The sequence below is a fragment of the Undibacterium sp. GrIS 1.2 genome (assembly GCF_040544435.1).
Classification (GTDB): Bacteria; Pseudomonadota; Gammaproteobacteria; order Burkholderiales; family Burkholderiaceae_D; genus Undibacterium.
In genome coordinates this window covers 103700-124960 of record NZ_JBEONP010000008.1, presented here as the reverse complement: position 1 = coordinate 124960, position 21261 = coordinate 103700, and the positions used below count along the sequence as shown (strand labels likewise).

General features: G+C 48.0%; 18 protein-coding genes. 7 read left to right on the top strand and 11 right to left on the bottom strand.

Annotated features, from left to right (window positions below; all coding sequences use genetic code 11):
• Positions 1-99 precede the first annotated feature (99 nt).
• From AAKU61_RS05365 to AAKU61_RS05340, 6 genes are all read left to right on the top strand, one after another.
• Complete coding sequence (locus AAKU61_RS05365; protein WP_354330277.1) at positions 100-1419, top strand: methyl-accepting chemotaxis protein; 1320 nt, start codon at positions 100-102, stop codon at positions 1417-1419.
• Between the two features lie 422 nt (positions 1420-1841).
• Entirely contained in the window at positions 1842-2492 is a 651-nt protein-coding gene (locus tag AAKU61_RS05360) for a PepSY-associated TM helix domain-containing protein (protein WP_354330289.1), read from the top strand.
• A 123-nt stretch (positions 2493-2615) separates the two neighbouring features.
• Positions 2616-3128 carry a DUF2271 domain-containing protein gene (locus AAKU61_RS05355; RefSeq protein WP_322120497.1) on the top strand — a complete coding sequence of 171 codons (513 nt, stop codon included), beginning with the start codon at positions 2616-2618 and terminating at the stop codon, positions 3126-3128.
• A gap of 112 nt (positions 3129-3240) precedes the next feature.
• Positions 3241-4059: a DUF4198 domain-containing protein gene (locus AAKU61_RS05350; protein WP_354330275.1), complete on the top strand. Its 819-nt coding sequence runs from the start codon at positions 3241-3243 to the stop codon at positions 4057-4059.
• A 51-nt stretch (positions 4060-4110) separates the two neighbouring features.
• A complete protein-coding gene (locus AAKU61_RS05345; protein WP_354330274.1) occupies positions 4111-5151 on the top strand; it encodes an FAD:protein FMN transferase in 1041 nt (346 codons plus the stop codon).
• Positions 5148-6701 (top strand): sulfite reductase subunit alpha, encoded by a 1554-nt coding sequence (locus tag AAKU61_RS05340; protein ID WP_354330272.1) that lies wholly within the window; start codon positions 5148-5150, stop codon positions 6699-6701. The genes AAKU61_RS05345 and AAKU61_RS05340 overlap by 4 nt, the downstream gene beginning before the upstream one ends.
• Positions 6702-6749: 48 nt before the next feature.
• On the opposite strand, the gene AAKU61_RS05335 is transcribed toward AAKU61_RS05340, so the two are convergent.
• From AAKU61_RS05335 to AAKU61_RS05320, 4 genes are all read right to left on the bottom strand, one after another.
• A complete protein-coding gene (locus AAKU61_RS05335; RefSeq protein ID WP_354330270.1) occupies positions 6750-7568 on the bottom strand; it encodes a substrate-binding periplasmic protein in 819 nt (272 codons plus the stop codon).
• Between the two features lie 269 nt (positions 7569-7837).
• Positions 7838-8050, bottom strand: a complete 213-nt coding sequence (locus AAKU61_RS05330; RefSeq protein ID WP_354330268.1) for a DUF3820 family protein — start codon at positions 8048-8050, stop codon at positions 7838-7840.
• A gap of 3 nt (positions 8051-8053) precedes the next feature.
• Entirely contained in the window at positions 8054-8563 is a 510-nt protein-coding gene (locus AAKU61_RS05325; RefSeq protein WP_354330267.1) for a GNAT family N-acetyltransferase, read from the bottom strand.
• 45 nt (positions 8564-8608) lie between these two features.
• Positions 8609-9295: a hypothetical protein gene (locus AAKU61_RS05320; protein WP_354330265.1), complete on the bottom strand. Its 687-nt coding sequence runs from the start codon at positions 9293-9295 to the stop codon at positions 8609-8611.
• A 466-nt stretch (positions 9296-9761) separates the two neighbouring features.
• On the opposite strand from AAKU61_RS05320, the gene AAKU61_RS05315 reads away from it, so the two are divergent.
• Positions 9762-10505 carry an energy transducer TonB gene (locus AAKU61_RS05315; protein WP_354330263.1) on the top strand — a complete coding sequence of 248 codons (744 nt, stop codon included), beginning with the start codon at positions 9762-9764 and terminating at the stop codon, positions 10503-10505.
• Between the two features lie 27 nt (positions 10506-10532).
• Here the strand turns inward: AAKU61_RS05315 and AAKU61_RS05310 are convergent, their stop codons facing one another.
• The 7 genes from AAKU61_RS05310 to AAKU61_RS05280 all read right to left on the bottom strand — a co-directional run bounded on the left by AAKU61_RS05310 (position 10533) and on the right by AAKU61_RS05280 (position 20961).
• Positions 10533-11042, bottom strand: a complete 510-nt coding sequence (locus AAKU61_RS05310; RefSeq protein ID WP_354330261.1) for a TspO/MBR family protein — start codon at positions 11040-11042, stop codon at positions 10533-10535.
• Positions 11043-11192: 150 nt separating this feature from the next.
• Positions 11193-11789 (bottom strand): hypothetical protein, encoded by a 597-nt coding sequence (locus tag AAKU61_RS05305; protein ID WP_354330259.1) that lies wholly within the window; start codon positions 11787-11789, stop codon positions 11193-11195.
• A 138-nt stretch (positions 11790-11927) separates the two neighbouring features.
• The gene (locus tag AAKU61_RS05300; protein WP_354330257.1) at positions 11928-12344 is read right to left on the bottom strand and encodes a hypothetical protein; all 417 of its coding nucleotides are present in this window, start codon (positions 12342-12344) and stop codon (positions 11928-11930) included.
• A gap of 277 nt (positions 12345-12621) precedes the next feature.
• Positions 12622-13038 (bottom strand): DUF1801 domain-containing protein, encoded by a 417-nt coding sequence (locus tag AAKU61_RS05295; protein ID WP_354330255.1) that lies wholly within the window; start codon positions 13036-13038, stop codon positions 12622-12624.
• A 168-nt stretch (positions 13039-13206) separates the two neighbouring features.
• Positions 13207-13584, bottom strand: a complete 378-nt coding sequence (locus AAKU61_RS05290) for a DUF4087 domain-containing protein (RefSeq protein WP_354330253.1) — start codon at positions 13582-13584, stop codon at positions 13207-13209.
• 265 nt (positions 13585-13849) lie between these two features.
• Positions 13850-17128, bottom strand: a complete 3279-nt coding sequence (icmF, locus tag AAKU61_RS05285) for a fused isobutyryl-CoA mutase/GTPase IcmF (RefSeq protein ID WP_354330251.1) — start codon at positions 17126-17128, stop codon at positions 13850-13852.
• Positions 17129-17376: 248 nt separating this feature from the next.
• Positions 17377-20961, bottom strand: coding sequence for an indolepyruvate ferredoxin oxidoreductase family protein (locus AAKU61_RS05280; RefSeq protein ID WP_354330249.1), 3585 nt, complete (start codon positions 20959-20961; stop codon positions 17377-17379).
• Positions 20962-21261 lie beyond the last annotated feature (300 nt).

The following is a 21261-nucleotide window of genomic DNA, read 5'->3' as shown; positions in this document are numbered from 1 at the left end:
CATGTCACATGTGCCGCTTCAAACAAGAAAACCAATCGCAACAGTGGCCACACCCATGCTCGACTTTACTGGTTTGGGTATTTTGCAAGAAGCTCTTATATGACGCAATATGATCCGGTGCTCGATAGCAGCGGGCGAATGGTTGCTGTTTTGTTTGTCGGCATTGATGTCAGCGAAGTCCATCAAATGAGTATCGCCAGCAAGGTTGCCTTAATGGCGTTTGGCGTAGTCACTTGTATTATGAGTTTGTATGTGTGGATGTTTAGCTCAGCCGTGATCGCCGTCAGCAAGCAGAATGCGCCAGCACTAACCGAGTTGCGCAACTGGTATCTTTTATTTGGTCTGCTTGCCTTAGTAGGTATGGCATTGATCGTTCATAAAGCGGTCAAGTTCATGGTTAGTGATGCTTTGGTTCAGGCAACTAAGGTGTCGCAACAACTTGCCGCAGGTGATCTGACCAAACAATTGCATGTGGGGCGCATGGATGAAATCGGTCAGCTAATGCAAGCCTTCAATGGCGTAAGCCAAAACTTGGCAGGCATCGTCAGCAATGTCCGCCAAGGCTCTGATCAGATTACCATCGCCTCGCGCGAGATTGCCTCTGGCAATTCCGATCTGTCGTCACGCACAGAATCGCAAGCCAGTTCACTGGAAGAAACCGCCTCCTCGATGGAAGAATTAACCTCGACCGTTAAGCAAAATGCAGACAGCGCGCGGCAGGCTAATCAGCTGGTATTGTCGGCATCGGAGGTGGCAGGCAAAGGCGGACAAGTCGTATCGCAAGTGGTTGAGACGATGGAATCAATCAAACAAAGTTCGCTCAAGATCACCGATATTATTTCTGTGATTGAGAGCATCGCTTTCCAAACCAATATCCTGGCATTGAACGCGGCGGTAGAGGCGGCCCGCGCGGGAGAACAGGGGCGCGGTTTTGCGGTAGTTGCGAATGAAGTCAGAAATCTGGCGCAACGCTCGTCATCCGCAGCGAAAGAAATTAAATCGCTGATCAACGACTCCGCAGATCAAGTCGATGCCGGCGGTGTGTTAGTCGCTAAAGCAGGCGAAACCATGACCGAGATCGTCAGTTCAGTTAAACGTGTTGCCGACATCATGAGCGAGATCACGTCCGCCAGCAGCGAACAAAGCACTGGCATAGAACAAGTCAACCAAGCCATTACTCAAATGGATGAAATGACGCAGCAAAATGCCGCGCTGGTAGAACAAGCCGCGGCGGCTGCCGCAAGTTTGCATGAACAGGCAGAAAAATTATCGCAAGTCGTGGTGGTCTTTAAACTTCTGGACGGACAAACTGTCAAAGCGCAAAAAGCGCAGAACACCGGAACGATCTCGGTGATCGAAAATCGCAGTAACGCAAGATCGGCAAATACACGCGCTTTAGCAGCACCGCGTCGCAAATGACTGAGTGATTCAAGCTTTAATTTGGACTGAATCGGGCGTGACAATCTTCGGGCTTATCAAGTCACTGACATTTAGCAACAAGATACGGACAAAATACAAGTAAGATAAAACATATACTCATAGCTAGTATATTTAAGTTGTTCATAGGATCATTGGACGATACGACATTTTTAATAAATTAAATGGGGAGTATATTGAAAAGGTAAAGAATCTTCCCGATAAAAATAGAAGAATAAAAAACAGCAAACCTATTGCCTAAGTTCAGCCTTACTAGATATAATGAGAATTATTCGCATTTATAATGTTAATTTGAATGGCAACGTACAAACATGATGGGCAACACCGGGACAAACGAACTCACTGACGAGTCCAAACAGCAGTCCAAGCAATCCACGAATTTAAGCAAGCCAATCACGCCGCTCATGCCAACAAGCAAATTGATCGCTGGCCAACAAAGCACGCGCGCTTTCTGGCTGCGGCATCTGCACCAATGGCATTGGATCAGCTCGGCATTATGTCTGATCGCCATGCTGATGTTTGCTGCAACCGGCATCACGCTCAATCATTCCGCCCAAATTGAGGCGCATCCCCAAGTCACCAAAAAATCCGGTCAAATTCCTGCGGCGATACTGGCAACATTAAAACAAACTAAGCACAGCAATGGCAAAGACGCACAAGATCCCCTGCCCGACGATCTGAGGCAATGGCTGGATCAACAGCAGTCCATCAGCGTGGGCAAGCAAGCAGCTGAATGGTCGCCAGAGGAAGTGTATATATCCTTGCCGCGCCCCGGCGGCGATGCCTGGCTGCGTATTGCGCTGGACACGGGCGAGTTGGAATATGAAAAAACCCAGCGCGGCTGGATCGCCTATCTCAACGATTTGCACAAAGGTCGCAACACCGGCAGCGCATGGAGCTGGTTTATCGATATCTTCGCCGTTGCCTGTTTAATTTTTTGTATCACCGGATTATTCCTGCTCAAAATGCATGCAGGCAATCGCCCTATTACCTGGCCCATTGTCGGTTTAGGATTAGTGTTACCGCTGCTATTAGCGATTCTGTTTATGCATTGATGTATTGCTTTTGTTTTACTTACGCCAGCTCAGTCGCCAGCTAATTTACCTGCACAATCCGCTATTTCTTCAATGAATAGCGATCATCGTTAACCGTATTTTATTTACCCAGAGGTTTTTTGTATGCGTAAGTTGCTCCCTTTTGCCATCACCAGTTTGTTGGGCAGTTCTGCCATGGCTGCTGATCTGACCGTTAAATTAGAAGTGCCGCGCCTGAATGTGGCTGAGTATCACCGACCGTATGTCGCCATGTGGATAGAAAAATCCGATCAGACTTTCGCCGGTAATCTGGCTGTTTGGTACGACTTAAAAAAACGCGATAACGAAGGTCTCAAATACTTAAAAGACTTGCGTCAATGGTGGCGTCGTAGCGGCCGCGATTTGCAATTGCCAGTGGATGGTGTGAGTGGTGCAACCCGTGTCGTGGGTGAATACACGTTGAATTTTGCGGGCGATAAAGGTGCTTTAGCCAAACTACCAGCTGGCGACTATCAGTTAGTGACAGAAGCAGCGCGTGAAGGTGGCGGGCGTGAAGTGGTCAAAGTACCTTTCCAATGGGGTGGCAAGACAGAACAAAATGCCAAAGCACAAGGTAGCAATGAGCTGGGTGCAATTGCGCTCAACGTCAAACCTTAATTGCTGCGTTTTACTCTGAATCGCAATCTCGGTGTGCATTTATTTAAAGCTGCATCTTAATTTGCATCTCGGTTGATGCGCTACTTCACATTCAATACCTGCAAGGAATAGTATGAAACCCGCTACCAAAATCATCGCTTTATCACTAGCTTCACTCGCACTCAGTTTGCCGCTGGCGGCACAGGCGCATCGCGCTTTCTTATTACCGACATCGACTATTACCGCAGGCAATGCGCCATGGGTCAGCATTGATGCGGCCGCGGCTACAGATGTGTTCTTCATGGATCATCAGCCGCTTAAGCTGGATAGTTTATTGATCACGGCACCGGATGGTAGCAACGCAAAAGAAGAAAACGCCAGCACAGGCAAACTGCGCAGCAGCTTTGATCTGCATCTGGAAAAAATCGGCACCTACAAAGTGAGCTTGCTCAACAACGCGGTGTTTGCCAGCTACAAAGATAAAGGCGTACCAAAACGCTGGCGCGGCGTAGCGGAAAACATCAGCAAAGAAATCCCTGCAGATGCAGAAGATGTCGTCATCAGCCAGATGCAAGGCCGGATCGAAACCTTTGTCACCAACGGCAAGCCGAGCACAAAAGCATTAGAGGTCACCGGCAAAGGATTAGAGATGCAAGCGATTACGCATCCGAATGATCTGGTCGCCGGTGAAAACGCCAGCTTCCGTCTGGTATTAGACGGCAAACCCGCCGCCAATGTCAGTGTCAGTGTCATCCCGGGCGGCATTCGTTATCGCCAGAATTTGGGCGAACAAACCTTGACGACCGATGCAGACGGCAAGCTGACGATTACCTGGAAAACGGCTGGTATGTATTGGTTAGAAGCTTCGGTTAAAGACGATAAATCAACGGTCAAAGGCGCTAAAGAACGACGGGCAAATTATTCAGCGACACTGGAAGTGCTGCCACAGTAATCGAATGTCATTTTTAATTAGCGCATCAGTTTGTAACTGAACTTCAACGGCATGACGCATGTCTTCATTCCTACCCACATGACAATGCCAGCGGCATCGCCTGTGGGTTCGTACACAGAAGATTTTTCTGGTGCGACTATGGGCACCACATGGGCAGTCAAACTGGTACGCCCTCAATATATTAGTGCTGTACAACTCCAAAATGGCATGCAACAAGCGCTAGATAAGGTAGTCGCGCAGATGAGTACCTGGCTGGCTGATTCTGATATCAGTCGCTTTAATCAGGCAGCAGCCGGGAGCTGGCATGTGCTGCCGCCAGAGTTTTTTAAAGTGCTGGATTATGGTTTATTTATCGCGCAGCAAACATCGGGCGCGTATGACCCTAGCATCGGACACTTAGTTAATGTTTGGGGCTTTGGTCCTGATAAAAATGCCGGACAAATTCCAAGTAAGGAAGTATTGGAGCAAGCACGACGACAATCCGGTTATCAAAAATTACAAGTCGATCGTCTGAAGCAAAATGTGTATCAGCCGGGTGGCTTGTCGATTGATTTATCTTCGATTGCCAAAGGCTTTGGCGTTGATCAGGTAGCGCGATATTTAGAAGCGCAAGGCATACTCAGTTATCTGGTAGAAGTCGGCGGAGAATTGCGTGGCTTGGGAACTAAACCGGACAACACACCTTGGTGGGTGGAGTTAGAACAAGTACAAACACAAACAGAAGCGCAAACGCAAACGACTAGCACTGCCAGCATAGTTGCACTGCATGGATTGTCCATCGCCACATCAGGCGATTACCGTCGTTATTTTGACTACGAAGGACAACGTTTCTCCCACACCATTGATCCGTGTACAGGCTACCCGGTGACACATAATCTGGCCGCAGTCACCGTGCTGCATGCAGAATGTATGATCGCCGATGCGCTGGCCACCGCCATGACAGTCATGGGATTAACACTAGGGATGGCGTATGCCAATCAACTACATGTCGCTGCTTTATTTGTTTGCAGAGGTGCGGCAACCACGCACGGCGACCAGCCTGCATTTACAGAACATATGAGCAAAGCCCTAATGGCGATGCTGGAAGAATGAATCTATATTTTAAAAAATCAGTCATAAGGATTTTCTGGGTAACGGGTATTGTGCTGCTCGTTGCGCTAAGTGTCTGGACTGTCTGGACTATTTGGAATAGCCAATCTCAGCAATATCATCCCCTAAGTGCAGTAACACAGCGTAATCTGACGGCAGTTTTAGTCGTCATCGCCTATCTGCTTTTTTGCGCGGCAATCTTGCAGCAGCATCGCCGTCGCATCGCGATCGCCTCTGCAACTTTTGTGAGCAACATCAGTAGTATGGACGTAGCAAACAACGCAAAAAAAATACTCGTCGTGCATGCCAGCCAGACTGGCTATGCTGAACAACTGGCGCGCCAGACCGCGCAGAGTTTGCAAGCTGGCGGCATGGCGGTAGAGCTACTTTCCATCGCACAAATCAATGCTAGCCAACTACAACAAGCTGAACGTATTTTATTTGTCGTCAGCACCACGGGCGAAGGCGATGCGCCGGATAGCGCTGCCGGATTTGCCCGTAAGTTGATGAGCCAAACTCTGGCAATCACACAATTACGCTACGGCATTCTGGCGCTTGGGGACCGCAGCTACCAACACTACTGCGCCTTCGGGCACAGGCTGGAGCATTGGTTGCGGCATAACCATGCACAAACTTTATTTGATTTAATTGAGGTCGATAACGGTGACGAGGGCGCGCTACGGCACTGGCAACATCACCTTGGCGTACTTAGCGGCCATACCGAATTAGCCGACTGGACAAGCCCTGGTTATAGCAACTGGATTTTGACCGAACGTCGTCTGTTAAATCCTGGCAGCGCAGGCAGTGCCGCCTTCCACATCACACTGCGCCCTGATCATGCAAGTGGCACCGAGCTGCCGCTATGGCAAGCGGGCGATATTGTAGAAATCGGTCCAGAGTACGCACCTGACGATACGACACCAGCCACTGAACGTACTCCTCTACCGCACCGGGAATACTCCATTGCATCCATCCATAGTGATGGTCAAATCGAATTATTGGTACGCCAGATGCAGCAAGCCAATGGCAAACTGGGGATCGGTTCTGGCTGGCTGACAGCGTATGCACAAGTCGGCGGCAAGATTGCGGTGCGTTTACGTGAGAACCGCAGTTTTCATCCACCTACAGATGCGATGGCCGATAGACCGATGATACTCATTGGTAATGGCACCGGTCTGGCTGGCTTGCGCGCGCACATCAAACATCGCGCAAGCTTAGGATATTTGCGCAATTATTTATTTTTTGGCGAACGCAATCGTGCTTTTGACTACTTCCATCAAGAAGAAATAGAAGCGTGGAAAACTAAGGGTGTACTTCAAGAATGTCATCTGGCTTTTTCTCGTGACCAGGGACAGCGCGTGTATGTGCAAGACCGGCTTTTAGACAACGCAAACGCGATTCAAGAATGGATTAAGGACGGTGCAGCAATCTATGTTTGTGGCAGTTTGGCGGGGATGGCGGCCGGAGTCGATGCAGCACTAAATCAGATTTTGGGAGAGAACTTACTGGAGCAGCTGACGGAAGAAGGTAGGTATCGGCGTGATGTGTATTAATGCAGCTTTGTTCGGCAATCTAGTCCGGCAACTTATTAGCGAACTGCCTTAATAATTGAGCATGTCATGTGCCAAATCCGCACCGATATGTCGTTTAAAAATGGACTCCAGCGTACCGTCTTCCCGCATCTCTCGTATCGTTTTTTCTATTAACACGGCTGTGCTCTCTGGGATGCGCTGCCGTGACAAAATCAAACCGGCATAAATCAATTTTGTCTTGGATGACAAGTCCATGACCTTGACCGATTCGGTCATGTTTTCTTGCTTTAGAATCGGTACCCAACTAGTCGGCAGCGCCAATGCAGCATGTACACGTCCGATTTTTAAAAGCCGGATCACTGCATTAAAATCTGCCGCATCAACCATACGACCTTGCAGCCGGAGCTTGTCTAACCACTCGTCATATTCCTGCCCATGCTTAAAGCCACGCACTACGGCAACCTGATAACGCTTGTCGTCTAAAAAACCTTCCAGACTCTGTGTAGCGAAAGGTAAATCCTTACTGAACAAAACATAATTACGTGTACTGAAATAGGTAATAAAACGTGAGGTTTTCTGTCGCTCTGGCGTGGCGATTCCGGATACCGACATGTCCAAACCACCACTCGCCAGCATGGACCAAATACGTACCCGCGATTCCAATACAGAATGAAAATGGCAACCGCTACGACGACCTAATTCATCAATCACGTCCTTATCGATACCCGTCAATTTGCCGTCTGGTGTACGGTAGTACAAGGCACCATGCTCATAAAACGCTACCGTAATATCGCCACAAGCCGCACCATTATTATGGTCAATACGCGAATGATCAGCACGCGATTCTGCCGCGAGAAAAAATAAAGCACAGCAGAGTATCAATCGCATCAACATTTTATTTTTATAACAATTACTAATCGGGTGAATGAAAAATCTTGCTGCTCGTCAAGTCAACAAATCAAATATGGCCCGGCAAACACAAATCAAAGACGAACCAAACACGGCGTAACTGGGGTGCAGATAAGTGATAACTGAATTTAAATTCAGGATTGGATGAGTATGCACCTTTCAGTCAAGAAATAGTCTGAAGAATGCGTCTAGATTTTGTATGTGCGCTTTGGCTAACTTAAGTGTTGTAACCAAAGCGATTTGGGTATCTAAGATGACCGCAGCGGGTCTAATAGTGAACGCAGATTGTTGTGATCCAGTTCATACATCAAGGCAATCAGCGACCCTAATTCCCCCTTCGGAAAGCCCTCGCGGGCAAACCAGCCCAGATAATGGCCTGGCAAATCTGCCAACAGGCGGCCTTGGTATTTGCCATAAGGCATGGTGCGGGTGACTAGCAATTGCAGATCTTCAGGGCGCATAATTTAGTTTGTAGTCTGCTCAAATTGATACAAGGTACAGTGCATCTCATCAATCCATTCCTGATGCACCGAGAACGCGTCTTGGGTGTAATCGGCGATAAACTTTTTCCAGAATAAAGCCGCAGGACGATTGTCATCAATATGAAAAATCTGCCAGCGTCCGACAAACCGTGGCAATAACAAACCAAGCGCTTGCTTCGCAACACCTTTACCGCGAAAACGCCGGGCCACAAAAAAATACCCCATATTGTGATCAAGCTCCGGATAATTAACTTCATCATCCACGGTGACAAAACCAGCCACCTCGCCATCTACCTTGATGATGAATCCTTGAGTAGTAGGCCGTGCCCAATACGTCGCTTTAGGGCGGATCGTAAATAAGCCGTTTTGCCCCAATGACAAAGCGGGTGACAAAGGCAGCCACTCGCTGAAGTCATAGCTATAAAACTGCATCATATTTTCGATGCTGGGGTAGTCAGACGGCTGAGCCAGATGGAGTTCAATTACTGGCATGCTGACCTTACCGTTATTTGTGAAGCTAAACAATCAAGCACAAAATTAATCCCCAACTAACTGCACCGCATCAACCACCTTGTAACCATGTTCCAGATTGTTGGCGAGCGTGATTTTGACTGCTTTGGCTTTGTATGTGGTCTTGTCAAAACTACGGACAAACCAGGTTCTCCGACCGCGCGTATCTTTTTTGACTTCGCTGATACCAGTCCACACTACATTCCACTTTCCGTCAATATCTTGCAACTCGACCTTGCTGATTGCCTCGACCCCAGAACCATTGTCAAACGCGACTCTGACTTCAGTCGCGGCAACAGGTTTATCGTAGCCAGTTTCTACGGTATCAAAACCCAATTCCTGATGGTTATTAGTCCAGGTTTTACCGTCGACGGGTCCTTTAATATTGGCGGCAATACTACTATCGGAAGGCGTCTTACCATTATCATCACCAAAAGTAGAACTGGCTTTGGCAGAACTGGCCCATTGTGCGCGGGTATCGTTCATATATTTGTCTTCCATTACCCCGTAGTCCATTAGCGCTTGCTTAGCAGCGAGTTCTTTTTGTTCTGGCGTTTGCTCCGTTGGAGTGACTGGTGTCGCCACCGCGGCTGGCGTTGCTGGTGCTGGTGCGGCTACGACTGGTATTTCTGGCGCAGCTTCTGGTGCTTTTTTATGACAAGCGACTATCAATGTTGACGACAAGATGAGAGCCAGTGTTGAGATTTTTTTCATGGGATTAATCTGTTGGTTAGCAAATGGAATATCGGGATGACATAAAAAATGTCCTGTTACGTGCTGAGGTAATTGATGAATCAGCGTATTGACCGTACTAGAATTTATATTTTACCAATAAAGTTGAGCATATCAAGCAAACAACATCTAACTAAGCTCATACTCACTCACTTTTTGTAAGCAAAGAGCAATTCGTCAAGCTGACGGGATTGCCTATTTCTGTTTGGCATAGTTCCTGCACGGAAAAACAACAACGGCAATATTGCTCTACAGACTTATCCATGGCAGCATGGCAGCATGGCAGATTGCCCTGTTGTGATATCGGTCTGGTGCATGATTTTCGTCATCTCGCACCCTGAACTGACCAATAGCACTTAATTGCGCCAATCACGTCAGGCCATATTGGTCAGTACGGTATTGTTAGTTTTATTTGGAAACTTAATTTTTTATCTGAGGAACGATCAAAATGCTGCTTCAAAAAGAGATAAAACAATGTCGTGGCTTAGCACTGAGCGTCATTGGATTAGCGCTGATCTTAAGCGCTTGCAGCAAGGCACCTCCACCCGAAGAGCCTGTAGCGGATGCATCAACGCCACAAACCCCCGCATCCGCCCCCACCGGCCTGGTCAAAAATCCTTACAAACACGGCGCCGCTGCGGACGTAACCAAGTGGATGGATATGGCCTCGACCAAGACTCCAGCGCAAATAGCACAAGAAGAAAAATTAGCGAAGGACGCCAAAGAAGCGAAGCTGGCACAAGAAGCCAAAGCTCTGGCAGCAGCAAAGGCCGCGGCAGCATCTAAAGAAGTACCTAAAGTCGCTGTGGCTGCACCTCAAATAGTCACACCAAAAGTCGTGGAGCCTATTGTCGTGGCAACAGCGCCAACGGTGGCAGCAGCTGTACCAAAGCCGACACCTGCTCCGGCACCAGCACCAGAATCTATCGTGTTAAAAGTTGTCTCCAGCGTACAACCCAAGTTTCCTAACACGGCGATACGTTCAGGTATCACGGACGGTATCGTCAAAGCGCGTATACATATTGAGACCGATGGCAAAGTATCTCAGGTAGAAATATTGTCAGCCAAGCCCACCAGATACTTTGACAAAGAAGTCATCGCTGCTGCGTCACAATGGAAATATGCACCAATCTCCAGACCACAAACTACGCTACTGGAGTTCAACTTCAAATTAGATGACCAATCCAGATAAACGATTTTGATCTATCTCCCAGGCGACTCAGCCCAATATCGCTGGGTTGAGCGTCCATGTAGCGTAGGTCAATCCCCCCGCAAAACTGACCCAGGCCAGATACGGCAGCAGCAAGATGGCTGCAGTCGTATTGAGTCGCCAAAACGCCACAATAGTCCCCACAATCAAAGCCCATAGCAGCAAGATTTCGACAAAGGCCAACGCGCCTTGATGCCAGACAAAAAATAGCCAGGTCCAAATTGCATTCGCTGCCAACTGCATCAAAAACAAACTAATCGCAGCGCTAGCTTGACGCAATCCATGTGCACGCCAAACTAGCCAGATCGCTATCGCCATCATCAAATATAAAACCGTCCAGACTGGCCCGAACAACCAAGCCGGAGGAGCCCATTCTGGGCGCGTCAATTGCATATAAAACGTACCAGCTTGTGCTGAGGCAAACGCACCAATCGCAGCAGCAGAAAAGGTCAATATCAACCAGCCGACAAAGCCGCCAATTTGCTGGCCGGATGAATAGCGAGGAGAATTTATTTGCATTTTATTTTTTCAATTAAATTGATGTCACCAGGATTTGCACATCAGCGACAGTTAGGTAGATAAACAACGAACGATACCTCTATCTTATCGCTGTTTGTTCAGTGCTGGCGGAGGGTATTGTTATGCTCTGATCATTTTTAATTGGTGTTATTAATTTTTATAGTTCTCAAATAAAACCGGAGCGCCTGCCTTTGCCGAAACAACTCGCCGCCCCTCAGAAACCAAGGCATCCTCGTCGGGCCCACTGCGGCTATTTAATACCCAGTTTTCACTGATACGTTTATGAAAAACCCAGTCACGTAAGGCCGGCAGATACCGGAAAGTAATGAAGTCTGTCCAATGCTGCCCGCAAGACATAGCGTTTTCAATTGTGAAGTAATGGTTTTTAATGGAGATATTTTTTTCATCAGCATCAAAAGGATCACACTGACCACCCTCATCTACTTTAAACACCACATGATCATTGCGCTTTACCAAAGTAAAACGACCGTCCGGATTCTGAATAAATAATAGCAGTGGTCGTGCTGGTGCCGAATCGTCACCGTTGACTGTCTTTTCATTTTTCTTGTGTAGCACAACGACATAATCGACCAGTTTATCGTCGTTCAGCTCACCACTTTGAAAAGAATGAACTTCGTAGTCCTTGGGAATCTGATCCAGAATATTTTTCGGCAAATTTGCCGCAAACACGTTGCCGCACACAGCCAATAAAGCGATGCAGAATAATGGTTGTAAGTTTGGTTTCATCGGATGTATAAAAAAATGATGCGACTAATTCAACATCGTCAGCGCCGCTCATTATGATCACAACTAAGACTTAAGTCATGTATGAGTTTCAACATCGAGCTTACTTCTTCGGATTGATTTCAATCTGAAAAAAAATAATCAGAAATTGAAGGCAGCGCATTCAGAAATCGACCAGATTTTATCGTCTGGTTTGGCTGGCCGCACGCTCTCCGGCGGCGCGGCTTTTGGGAACAAGACCTTGTATCTTGCAGGTTTGCCACCCAGCGATTCTGTCTTGAAATAATTTTCTTTACGCTCGCGTGTCAGGGCACATATGCCACGCAAGGTGAACATGGATGAAGACACCGAGCCGCCAGAAATGAGACTGACCTCGACTTCAGAGTTATCTGAGTTTCGTGCAGTTTCTAAAAAAACCATTTCCAGTGTTTTACCATTTTCTACCGCTTGGTTTTTTACTTCTAACCGGAAAAGTTTCTCCTCCGCTTGTGCAGCCAGAGCGGTGAGAGCAGTGACCGATACAGCAGCGATGATTGCAGTAGCAAAGATGTTCTTCATGGGGTTCTCCAAAGCGATTAAGTTTACTTACAGGTTTCGGCAGAATTTTTATTGCCCAGCATGTGATGCCATGAGCCATGAATAAGTTCTATTTAAATATACTCCCCCATATTTTTATCAAATATTGGCTAACGACCAGTAAATATATGGACGATTAAATATACTGCAATGGAGTATATTTATTATTGTAAAAAGACTTGTTGTCAGTGCTTGATATTTGTCACTGAATAAGCAGCTAAATATACATCTAAACACATAGCTGAATCGGCAGCAGAACTTATGGATAGCGGCGTTTCCTCTCGGCGACAGAACCGATGATAAGTTGCTCAAGGACTTTAAGATCAACATCGCTGAGCTTGCGGATGTACAAACAGGCTTTTGCTGTCTTGTGCTTTCCCAGTTTGGCTAGCAGTTCGTCATGATCGGGGAAGCTAGCTAAAATATAGATACTAATATCGCCCTTACGTGACGAGAAACCTGTCAGGCATGAGTCACCTTCGCGGCCACTCTCGTACTTATAGTGATAGCTGCCAAAACCGACGATACTGGCTCCCCACATCTGCGGTTTGTGCTTGGTCGCTTTGGCCATCAGCTTGCTTAAATCTTCACAATCCTTGCGTCTGCAGCCATCTTCAATTGCGGCAAGATAATCTTCCACGCTGGCCTCAGTCGCTTGCGTTTTGTTCTCAGCCATGAATTACCTTTTTAGGTTGAATCATATACGTGCAATTGGATAATGCTAACCGCATCTGCACTGAAATATGCAGACTTATTCCAGGCACTTCTTAGCAATATCATTCCTGAGATTTACATCCGATATTTAAACAAGTATTCAGGCTCTGGCGCTAAGCTCCATACTTATTTAGCCCACAGGCTTATTGAGTGAGCGGTCGTTGCGGCAGGCACTAAGTGGCTTTACTTTGGCTGAGATGATCTTGGATACTTCATGTGACTCGGAGTTGGCAATGAGCTTAATACATGCGCAACCATAGCCAAAATGATTGTTCGTCCTGACCCATTGCGAGGACCCGAATTCCGGCCAATCTCCGTCTGCTTGTGCGCCACCTTGCGTGCTGATAAGCCATTCACCATCGTGGTCAACCAGCGATGCGTTCTGCGGCGTGGGATTGTGAAACCAGCCGCATCGTAGCTTCGCGGTATCGGCATTCTCGCTAGCGCTGGCCGTCAATAAGAATGTCATTGTGAGTAGCAGTACGAGTGCTTGTTTCGATGTTTGCATACAAATATTTAAAGGCGAAGCCAAAGCTCAGACATGCCGCATAATGCGACTCCCTGTAAGTCATAAAAATATCATGCCGTTCGCCTTGACTGTCATATTAATTATGTACAGTTTTAAAATAGATCCTCGCTTGCTACATGTCTATGCATCAAAAATGGATGCTACATTTTTACAGGTGAGATGAGCGCATCGCAGTCGCACCTATTGGATCAATAAAAATCCCGGCATAAAACCGGGATTTTTATTAATTGACGAAACTAAAGAATTACATATTCCGCCGGTACTGCCCACCAACCTCAAACAGTGCCGTAGTAATTTGCCCCAATGAACAAACTCGTGCTGCGTCCATTAGTTTGGCAAAAACGTTTTCATCGTTGATGGCGGCTTGCTGCAATGCTGCCAATGCTTGCGGTGCGTCTTTAGCGTGACGCTGATGGAAGTCGGCCAGGCGGGTTAATTGCGATTGTTTTTCTTCGTCGGTGGAGCGGGCTAGCTCGATTTTTTGTGGCGTCTCGCCTTGTTTAGGATTGCGGAAAGTATTCACGCCAATGATCGGTAATGTGCCGTCGTGTTTCAGGTGTTCGTAGTGCATGGATTCTTCCTGGATCTTGCCGCGTTGGTAGCCGGTTTCCATTGCGCCTAATACGCCACCACGTTCTGCGATACGTTCAAACTCTTGCATCACGGCTTCTTCTACCAGCTCGGTTAGCTCCTCAATGATGAAACTACCTTGGATAGGATTCTCGTTTTTGGCTAAGCCCCACTCACGATTGATGATGAGCTGGATCGCCAGAGCGCGCCGTACGGATTCATCTGTTGGTGTAGTGATTGCTTCGTCATAAGCATTGGTGTGCAGGCTGTTGCAATTGTCGTAGATTGCGATTAACGCTTGCAACGTGGTACGGATATCGTTGAAGTCAATTTCTTGCGCATGCAACGAGCGGCCGCTGGTCTGGATATGGTATTTCAGTTTTTGGCTGCGATCATTCGCACCGTATTTGTCACGCATGGCAACTGCCCAGATGCGACGTGCGACGCGGCCAAGCACTGTGTATTCGGGGTCCATGCCGTTGCTGAAGAAGAAGGACAAGTTAGCGGCAAAATCATCAATATGCATGCCACGTGCGAGATAGGCTTCCACAAAAGTAAAGCCATTCGACATCGTGAAGGCGAGTTGAGAAATCGGATTGGCACCGGCTTCTGCGATGTGATAACCAGAGATTGACACCGAATAAAAATTACGCACTTGGTGGTGTACAAAATACTCTTGAATATCGCCCATGACTTTGAGCGAGAATTCAGTCGAGAAGATGCAGGTGTTTTGTCCCTGATCTTCTTTCAGAATATCTGCCTGTACCGTGCCGCGCACATTCATCAGCACCCATGCGCGGATTTTTGCAGCTTCATCCGCAGTTGGTTCACGCTTATTATCGGCACGGAATTTGTCCATCTGCTGATCAATTGCGGTGTTCATGAAGAAAGCTAAAATCGTCGGTGCCGGGCCGTTGATGGTCATGGACACTGAGGTTGCCGGATCACATAAATCAAATCCGTCGTACAAGACTTTCATATCTTCTAAGGTGGCAACGGACACGCCTGAGTTACCGACCTTGCCGTAAATGTCCGGACGGATCGCTGGATCTGCGCCGTATAAAGTCACAGAATCAAACGCGGTAGAGAGACGCTTGGCGGGCATGCCTTGCGATACCAACTTAAACCGTTTGTTGGTACGGAAAGGATCGCCTTCACCGGCAAACATACGGGTTGGATCTTCTCCTTCGCGTTTGAACGCAAAAACACCCGCCGTGAACGGGAATGATCCAGGTACGTTCTCTAACATCAACCAGCGCAAAATTTCGCCATGATCGACAAATCGCGGCAAAGCAACTTTGCGGATTTTTGTGCCAGACAAGGTGCTGGTGACTAACTGCGTGCGGATTTCTTTATCGCGAATTTTGACCACATATTCATCACCGGCATACGCGGCCTGCATGTCTGGCCACATGGCGATCAATTTTTTGGATTCTGCATCCAGATGATGATCGCGCTCGGTAATCAGATCATCGAAGTCTGCCGCTTTGCCGGCCTTAGTCAACATCCGTTTGGCTTCTTGCAATTGCTGGCGTTCGCGGGCGATCACGACTTGTTTGCCGGAGTGTTTGTGGAACTGACGTACCGTATCAGCGATCTCTGCCATATAGCGGCTGCGTGCAGGTGGCACGATGACGTTTTTACCGCTGGAAAATTTGGCACTAATCGGTGCGAGTTTGCTCGGCACGGCTTTGAGTCCGCGCTCGGTCAGTGCGGGCAAAATACCTTGATATAAAGCGGTAACACCATCATCATTGAAGCGCGATGCTTGCGTGCCATACACCGGCATTTCTTCCGGTTTTTTGGTCCACAGTTCGCGGTTGCGTTGGTATTGTTTGGCGACGTCACGCAGGGCATCTAGTGCACCTTTGCGGTCAAACTTATTGATCGCAACAAAGTCAGCAAAGTCCAACATGTCGATCTTTTCTAGCTGCGATGCAGCGCCAAATTCTGGCGTCATCACATACATACTCAAATCCACGTGCGGCACGATTGCGGCATCGCCCTGACCGATACCGGATGTTTCAACGATGATCAGATCAAAGCCAGCAACCTTACAAGCAGCGATCACATCCGGTAATGCTTGTGAAATCTCAGACCCAGCTTCGCGTGTCGCCAGCGACCGCATAAAAACCTTTAGCTTGCCACCCCAAGGACTAATCGCATTCATACGGATACGATCGCCCAGCAGAGCACCGCCCGATTTACGACGTGAAGGATCAATGGAGATCAGCGCGATATTCAACTGATCGTCCTGGTCTAAACGAATCCGGCGTATCAGTTCATCCGTCAAGGAGGATTTACCAGCACCACCAGTGCCGGTGATACCAAATGCCGGCGTCTTGATGTTATCTGCGGCGGTCTGAATTGCATGACGCAGTTCGGGCGCGACACGATCATTTTCCAATGCGGTGATGAGTTGCGCCAGAGGACGATGTTTAGCGACCATATCATCGCCTTGCAAACTGGTCATCTGTGTCGGCGCATAGCCGGATAAATCGGTATCGCAGGCCTGTATCATCGACAGAATCATGCCGACCAGACCCAGGCGCTGTCCGTCTTCTGGACTAAAAATACGGGTCACACCGTAGGCATGCAGATCGGCGATTTCATCCGGTACGATCACACCGCCGCCGCCGCCAAATACTTTGATATGCGCACCGCCACGTTGCTTGAGCAAGTCGATCATGTATTTGAAATACTCCACATGGCCGCCTTGGTAGCTGGAAATTGCAATACCTTGTGCATCCTCCTGCAAAGCGGCAGTGACGATTTCTTCTACTGAGCGATTGTGACCTAAATGGATGACCTCTGCACCGTTTGCCATCAAGATACGGCGCATGATGTTGATCGAGGCATCATGGCCATCGAACAGAGAGGCTGCGGTGACAAAACGTACCTTATTGGCAGGTTTGTATTCGGTTAATTTTTGGGCGATGGACAGGTCAGTCATGTCTTCCTCAACGGTCAGGATTTTTTGTATGTTTTATCGATTTAGCTATGAATGTTCTTGCTAATGGCAACGCTTCAATCGGTAAGCTAAGTTATATGACGTTAACGTAAACGTCAATGTCAAAATTCAAAACTGGATGTCCATTGTTTATAAGGCTTACGGGCCAAAAATGGCTTGAGCGGCTTATTTTTAATGGACATCTCTTTTCAATACTATAAGGCAATCTTAGATTCAAACAATGCAGTCGGCTAGGCAACTCGTACGATCTCGCCGATCACTTTGGCTTTTGGCTTCTGCAACAAGCTGGCTTGTTCAGCATAGTAGGTTTCCATCGCTTTTTCTTTGACGTGACCAAAACCACGGACTTTCTCGGGCAAATTGGCGACTTGCACTGCCTTGTCCAGATTGTCTTTGTTTAAGTTAACGATCAGGCTTAACACGGTGTCGCGGTAATTAACGATCAAGGCGCGCTCGGATTTGCGCTCTTCTGTGTAGCCGAAGATATCCAGTTTGCTGCCGCGCAAACCCTTGAGTTTGGCCATTAATTTAAAGGCTTGCCATACCCAAGAGCCATACTGCGCTTTAATCAAATGACCTTGTCCGTCTTTTTTAGAAAATAGCGGCGGTGCTAAGTTGAACTTGAGGGAGAAGTCGCCTTCAAACTGCTGCTTGAGTTTGTCAGTAAATTGTCCGTCGGTGTACAAACGTGCTACCTCATATTCGTCCTTGTACGCCATCAACTTAAACGCGTATTTAGCGACCGCTGTTGTCAGCTTATTTCCCAGACCCGATGCTGTCTCAGCAGCGCGGACCTGGCTGACCAAATCCTGATATTGCTGCGCATAAGCGGCATTTTGGTAGGCTGTCAGATAGTCGACACGACGTTTGATTACGCTATCCAGACTTTGCGGCATTTGCACGACGACTGGTGAAGTCGGTATGGCAATTTTTTCTACTTTAGCCAAATCCACTGCGGCACGACGTCCCCATAAAAAAGCTTTTTTATTGGATTCGATCGCAACGCCATTCAATTCCACTGCGTGCATCAAAGCGGTTTCAGATACGGGGATGGAGCCTTTTTGGTAAGCAAAGCCGAGCATAAATAAATTCGTCGCGATGGAGTCGCCCATCAATGCGGTCGCTAATTTAGTTGCATTAATAAAGTCCACCTGATTACCAACAGCTTCTGCAATGAGCTGCTCGACAGATTCAGCGGGGAACTGCCAATCAGGGTTTTTAGCGAAAGGTCCTGTCGGTTGTTCATGCGTATTTACCACCGCACGAGTGCGACCAGCGCGCATTTTAGAAATGGCATCATGCGCACCGGCGGTCAACATATCGCAGCCCAAAATCAAATCCGCTTCGCCAGTAGCAATCCGTTGCGCACGCAAACGGGCAACATTATCAGCAATGCGGATGTGAGACGTAACCGAGCCATTTTTTTGCGACATACCTGTCATGTCCAATACCGACACACCCTTGCCTTCCAAATGCGCCGCCATACCGATCAATGCACCGATAGTAATCACACCAGTTCCGCCGATACCATTGAGCAAAATGTTGTAAGGCACAGCGCAGGTCGGCAAAACGGGAGCCGGCAAACTACCAAAGTCATCGGTCTTTGCCGTACCAGTTTTAGACTTGCGCAAGGTGCCGCCTTCTACCGTGACAAAACTAGGGCAAAATCCTTTGACGCAGGAATAATCTTTATTGCAGGAGGATTGATCAATCGTGCGTTTGCGACCGAATTCGGTTTCCAGTGGCATGATGGAAGTGCAGTTGGATTGCACACCGCAATCACCGCAGCCTTCGCATACGGCTTCGTTAATAAACATGCGCTGATTTGGATCGGGGAATTCTTTCTTTTTGCGGCGACGACGTTTTTCTGCAGCACAGGTCTGGTCGTAGATCAAGACGCTGGCACCAGTCAGTTCACGCATTTCACGCTGAACTGCATCCATATCTTTGCGATCATGTAGCGTCACCAGATCGGGTAATGCAGAACGATCTGTATAGCGGGATAAATCTTCAGTCACTAGCGCAATTCGCTTTACGCCTTCGGCGGCCATTTGCTGCGCCATCATGTGGACGCTGATCGTGCCGTCAACTGGTTGACCGCCGGTCATCGCAACGGCGTCGTTATACAAAATCTTATAAGTGATATTGACCTTGGCAGCCACAGCAGCGCGGATCGCTAAATAGCCAGAGTGAAAATACGTGCCGTCACCCAGATTTTGAAATACATGCGGCAACGTCGAAAACGCAGCTTGTCCAATCCACGGAGCACCTTCACCCCCCATGTGCGTCGTCAGTTTATTAAATTCGGGATAAATGGCGGTCGCCATGACGTGGCAACCAATACCTGCCAGCGCGAGACTACCTTCTGGCACTTTTGTCGACGTATTGTGCGGGCAACCGGAGCAGTAATAGGCCGGACGCGGAGGCGTATTCACGTCCTTGTTCAGTACCACATCTTTTGCCTCCAAAAACGCCAGGCGTGCCTTAATCAGATCACTAGTGTGGAAGCGCGCAATCCTTGCCGCGATGACGCGAGCAATTTGGGCGACAGAAAAATCTGCCTTGGACGTCAGCAACCAGTCACCACGTGGATGTACCCATTCGCCTTTTTCATCGAACTTACCGATGACACGTGGACGAACATCGTCGCGCCAATTGTAAAGTTGTTCTTTAAGTTGATATTCGACCATCTGGCGTTTTTCTTCCACCACCAGAATCTCATCCAAACCTTGTGCAAATTCGCGTACACCGTCAGGCTCCAGAGGCCAAGGCATAGAAACTTTATACAGGCGGATACCAATCTCGGCAGCGAATTTCTCATCAATGCCAAGTTCTTCCATCGCTTCTAATACATCGAGATACGACTTGCCAGAGGCAACAATACCGAGCTTGGCATTAGGACTATCAATCGTCGTGTGATTGAGTTTGTTGGCGCGCGCATAGGCCAGTGCTGCGTAGATTTTGTAATCTTGCATCAAGGCTTCTTGCTTGCGTGCTTGTATGCCCAAAGTATCTAATGATAAACGGGTATTCAAGCCGCCTTCTGGCATCACAAAATCTTCTGGGATCGTAATCTTGAGACGGAAAGGATCAGCATCAGCGGAAGAGCTAGATTCCACCGTATCGGCCAAGGCTTTAAAGCCCACGGCGCAACCAGAGAAGCGCGACATAGCCCAAGCATGCAAACCCAAATCCAGGTATTCCTGAACATTGCATGGGTACAACATAGGGATCATGCATGCAGAAAAAATATGGTCAGACTGATGCGGCAAGGTAGAGGAGTAAGCACCATGGTCATCACCGGCCACCAATAAAACACCACCATATTGTGCAGTACCGGCATGGTTCATATGTTTAAACACGTCTCCGCAACGATCTACGCCGGGGCCTTTGCCATACCACATGGCAAACACGCCATCGTATTTTGCGGGACCAATCAGATCAACCGTCTGGGTACCCCATACTGCGGTAGCTGCCAAGTCTTCATTTACGCCAGGTACAAACTTGACGTGACTTGCATCCAGTAATTTTTGGGTCTTCCACAAGGTTTCGTCCAAACCACCCAAAGGTGAGCCGCGATAACCAGAAATAAATCCTGCCGTATTCAGGCCTGCGGCCTGATCACGCAATTTTTGTATCATCGGCAAGCGCACTAATGCCTGAATACCGGATAGAAAAATGGTGCCGCTAGTGGCGGTGTATTTATCGTCAAGTTTGACGTCATGCAGCTGGGGAATGTCACCAGAAGATGTGGCGGAAAAGGAAGGGGATAGCGAGGAGAGTCCAGCAGACTCCATGGTGGTGTCGGACGACATGTGATGCTCCAAAATTTGTGATTTAGATTACAAAGAGCATGCGCTGTATCCGGTAAGACACAAGTTTGCTCGGAACCGATAGCGAGGTATCAGAAATCGGTTCTCATTGCGGTGGCTGTGATAGCAACCATTTTATTCGAATTCGATGAAAAGTACGATGGTGAAAAGACACCTTCGCTGCATGCTTTGCAGGTCGATCACGACTTGTTTGCTCATACCAAGCAAAAATCATTATCAAACTACTACATGTTATTCCCATCGAATAACAAAGACATCAAAAGAAGCTTTCGAAATGATGCT

Coding starts and splice junctions, on each gene's coding strand:
- AAKU61_RS05325 (WP_354330267.1), bottom strand. CDS start 8,563: ATGCCAGTAATTGAACTCCATCTGGCTCAGCCGTCTGACTACCCCAGC.
- AAKU61_RS05355 (WP_322120497.1), top strand. CDS start 2,616: ATGCGTAAGTTGCTCCCTTTTGCCATCACCAGTTTGTTGGGCAGTTCT.
- AAKU61_RS05310 (WP_354330261.1), bottom strand. CDS start 11,042: ATGCAAATAAATTCTCCTCGCTATTCATCCGGCCAGCAAATTGGCGGC.
- AAKU61_RS05305 (WP_354330259.1), bottom strand. CDS start 11,789: ATGAAACCAAACTTACAACCATTATTCTGCATCGCTTTATTGGCTGTG.
- AAKU61_RS05290 (WP_354330253.1), bottom strand. CDS start 13,584: ATGCAAACATCGAAACAAGCACTCGTACTGCTACTCACAATGACATTC.
- AAKU61_RS05330 (WP_354330268.1), bottom strand. CDS start 8,050: ATGCGCCCTGAAGATCTGCAATTGCTAGTCACCCGCACCATGCCTTAT.
- AAKU61_RS05315 (WP_354330263.1), top strand. CDS start 9,762: ATGCTGCTTCAAAAAGAGATAAAACAATGTCGTGGCTTAGCACTGAGC.
- AAKU61_RS05280 (WP_354330249.1), bottom strand. CDS start 20,961: ATGTCGTCCGACACCACCATGGAGTCTGCTGGACTCTCCTCGCTATCC.
- AAKU61_RS05350 (WP_354330275.1), top strand. CDS start 3,241: ATGAAACCCGCTACCAAAATCATCGCTTTATCACTAGCTTCACTCGCA.
- AAKU61_RS05340 (WP_354330272.1), top strand. CDS start 5,148: ATGAATCTATATTTTAAAAAATCAGTCATAAGGATTTTCTGGGTAACG.
- AAKU61_RS05295 (WP_354330255.1), bottom strand. CDS start 13,038: ATGGCTGAGAACAAAACGCAAGCGACTGAGGCCAGCGTGGAAGATTAT.
- AAKU61_RS05365 (WP_354330277.1), top strand. CDS start 100: ATGACGCAATATGATCCGGTGCTCGATAGCAGCGGGCGAATGGTTGCT.
- icmF (WP_354330251.1), bottom strand. CDS start 17,128: ATGACTGACCTGTCCATCGCCCAAAAATTAACCGAATACAAACCTGCC.
- AAKU61_RS05320 (WP_354330265.1), bottom strand. CDS start 9,295: ATGAAAAAAATCTCAACACTGGCTCTCATCTTGTCGTCAACATTGATA.
- AAKU61_RS05300 (WP_354330257.1), bottom strand. CDS start 12,344: ATGAAGAACATCTTTGCTACTGCAATCATCGCTGCTGTATCGGTCACT.
- AAKU61_RS05335 (WP_354330270.1), bottom strand. CDS start 7,568: ATGCGATTGATACTCTGCTGTGCTTTATTTTTTCTCGCGGCAGAATCG.
- AAKU61_RS05360 (WP_354330289.1), top strand. CDS start 1,842: ATGCCAACAAGCAAATTGATCGCTGGCCAACAAAGCACGCGCGCTTTC.
- AAKU61_RS05345 (WP_354330274.1), top strand. CDS start 4,111: ATGACGCATGTCTTCATTCCTACCCACATGACAATGCCAGCGGCATCG.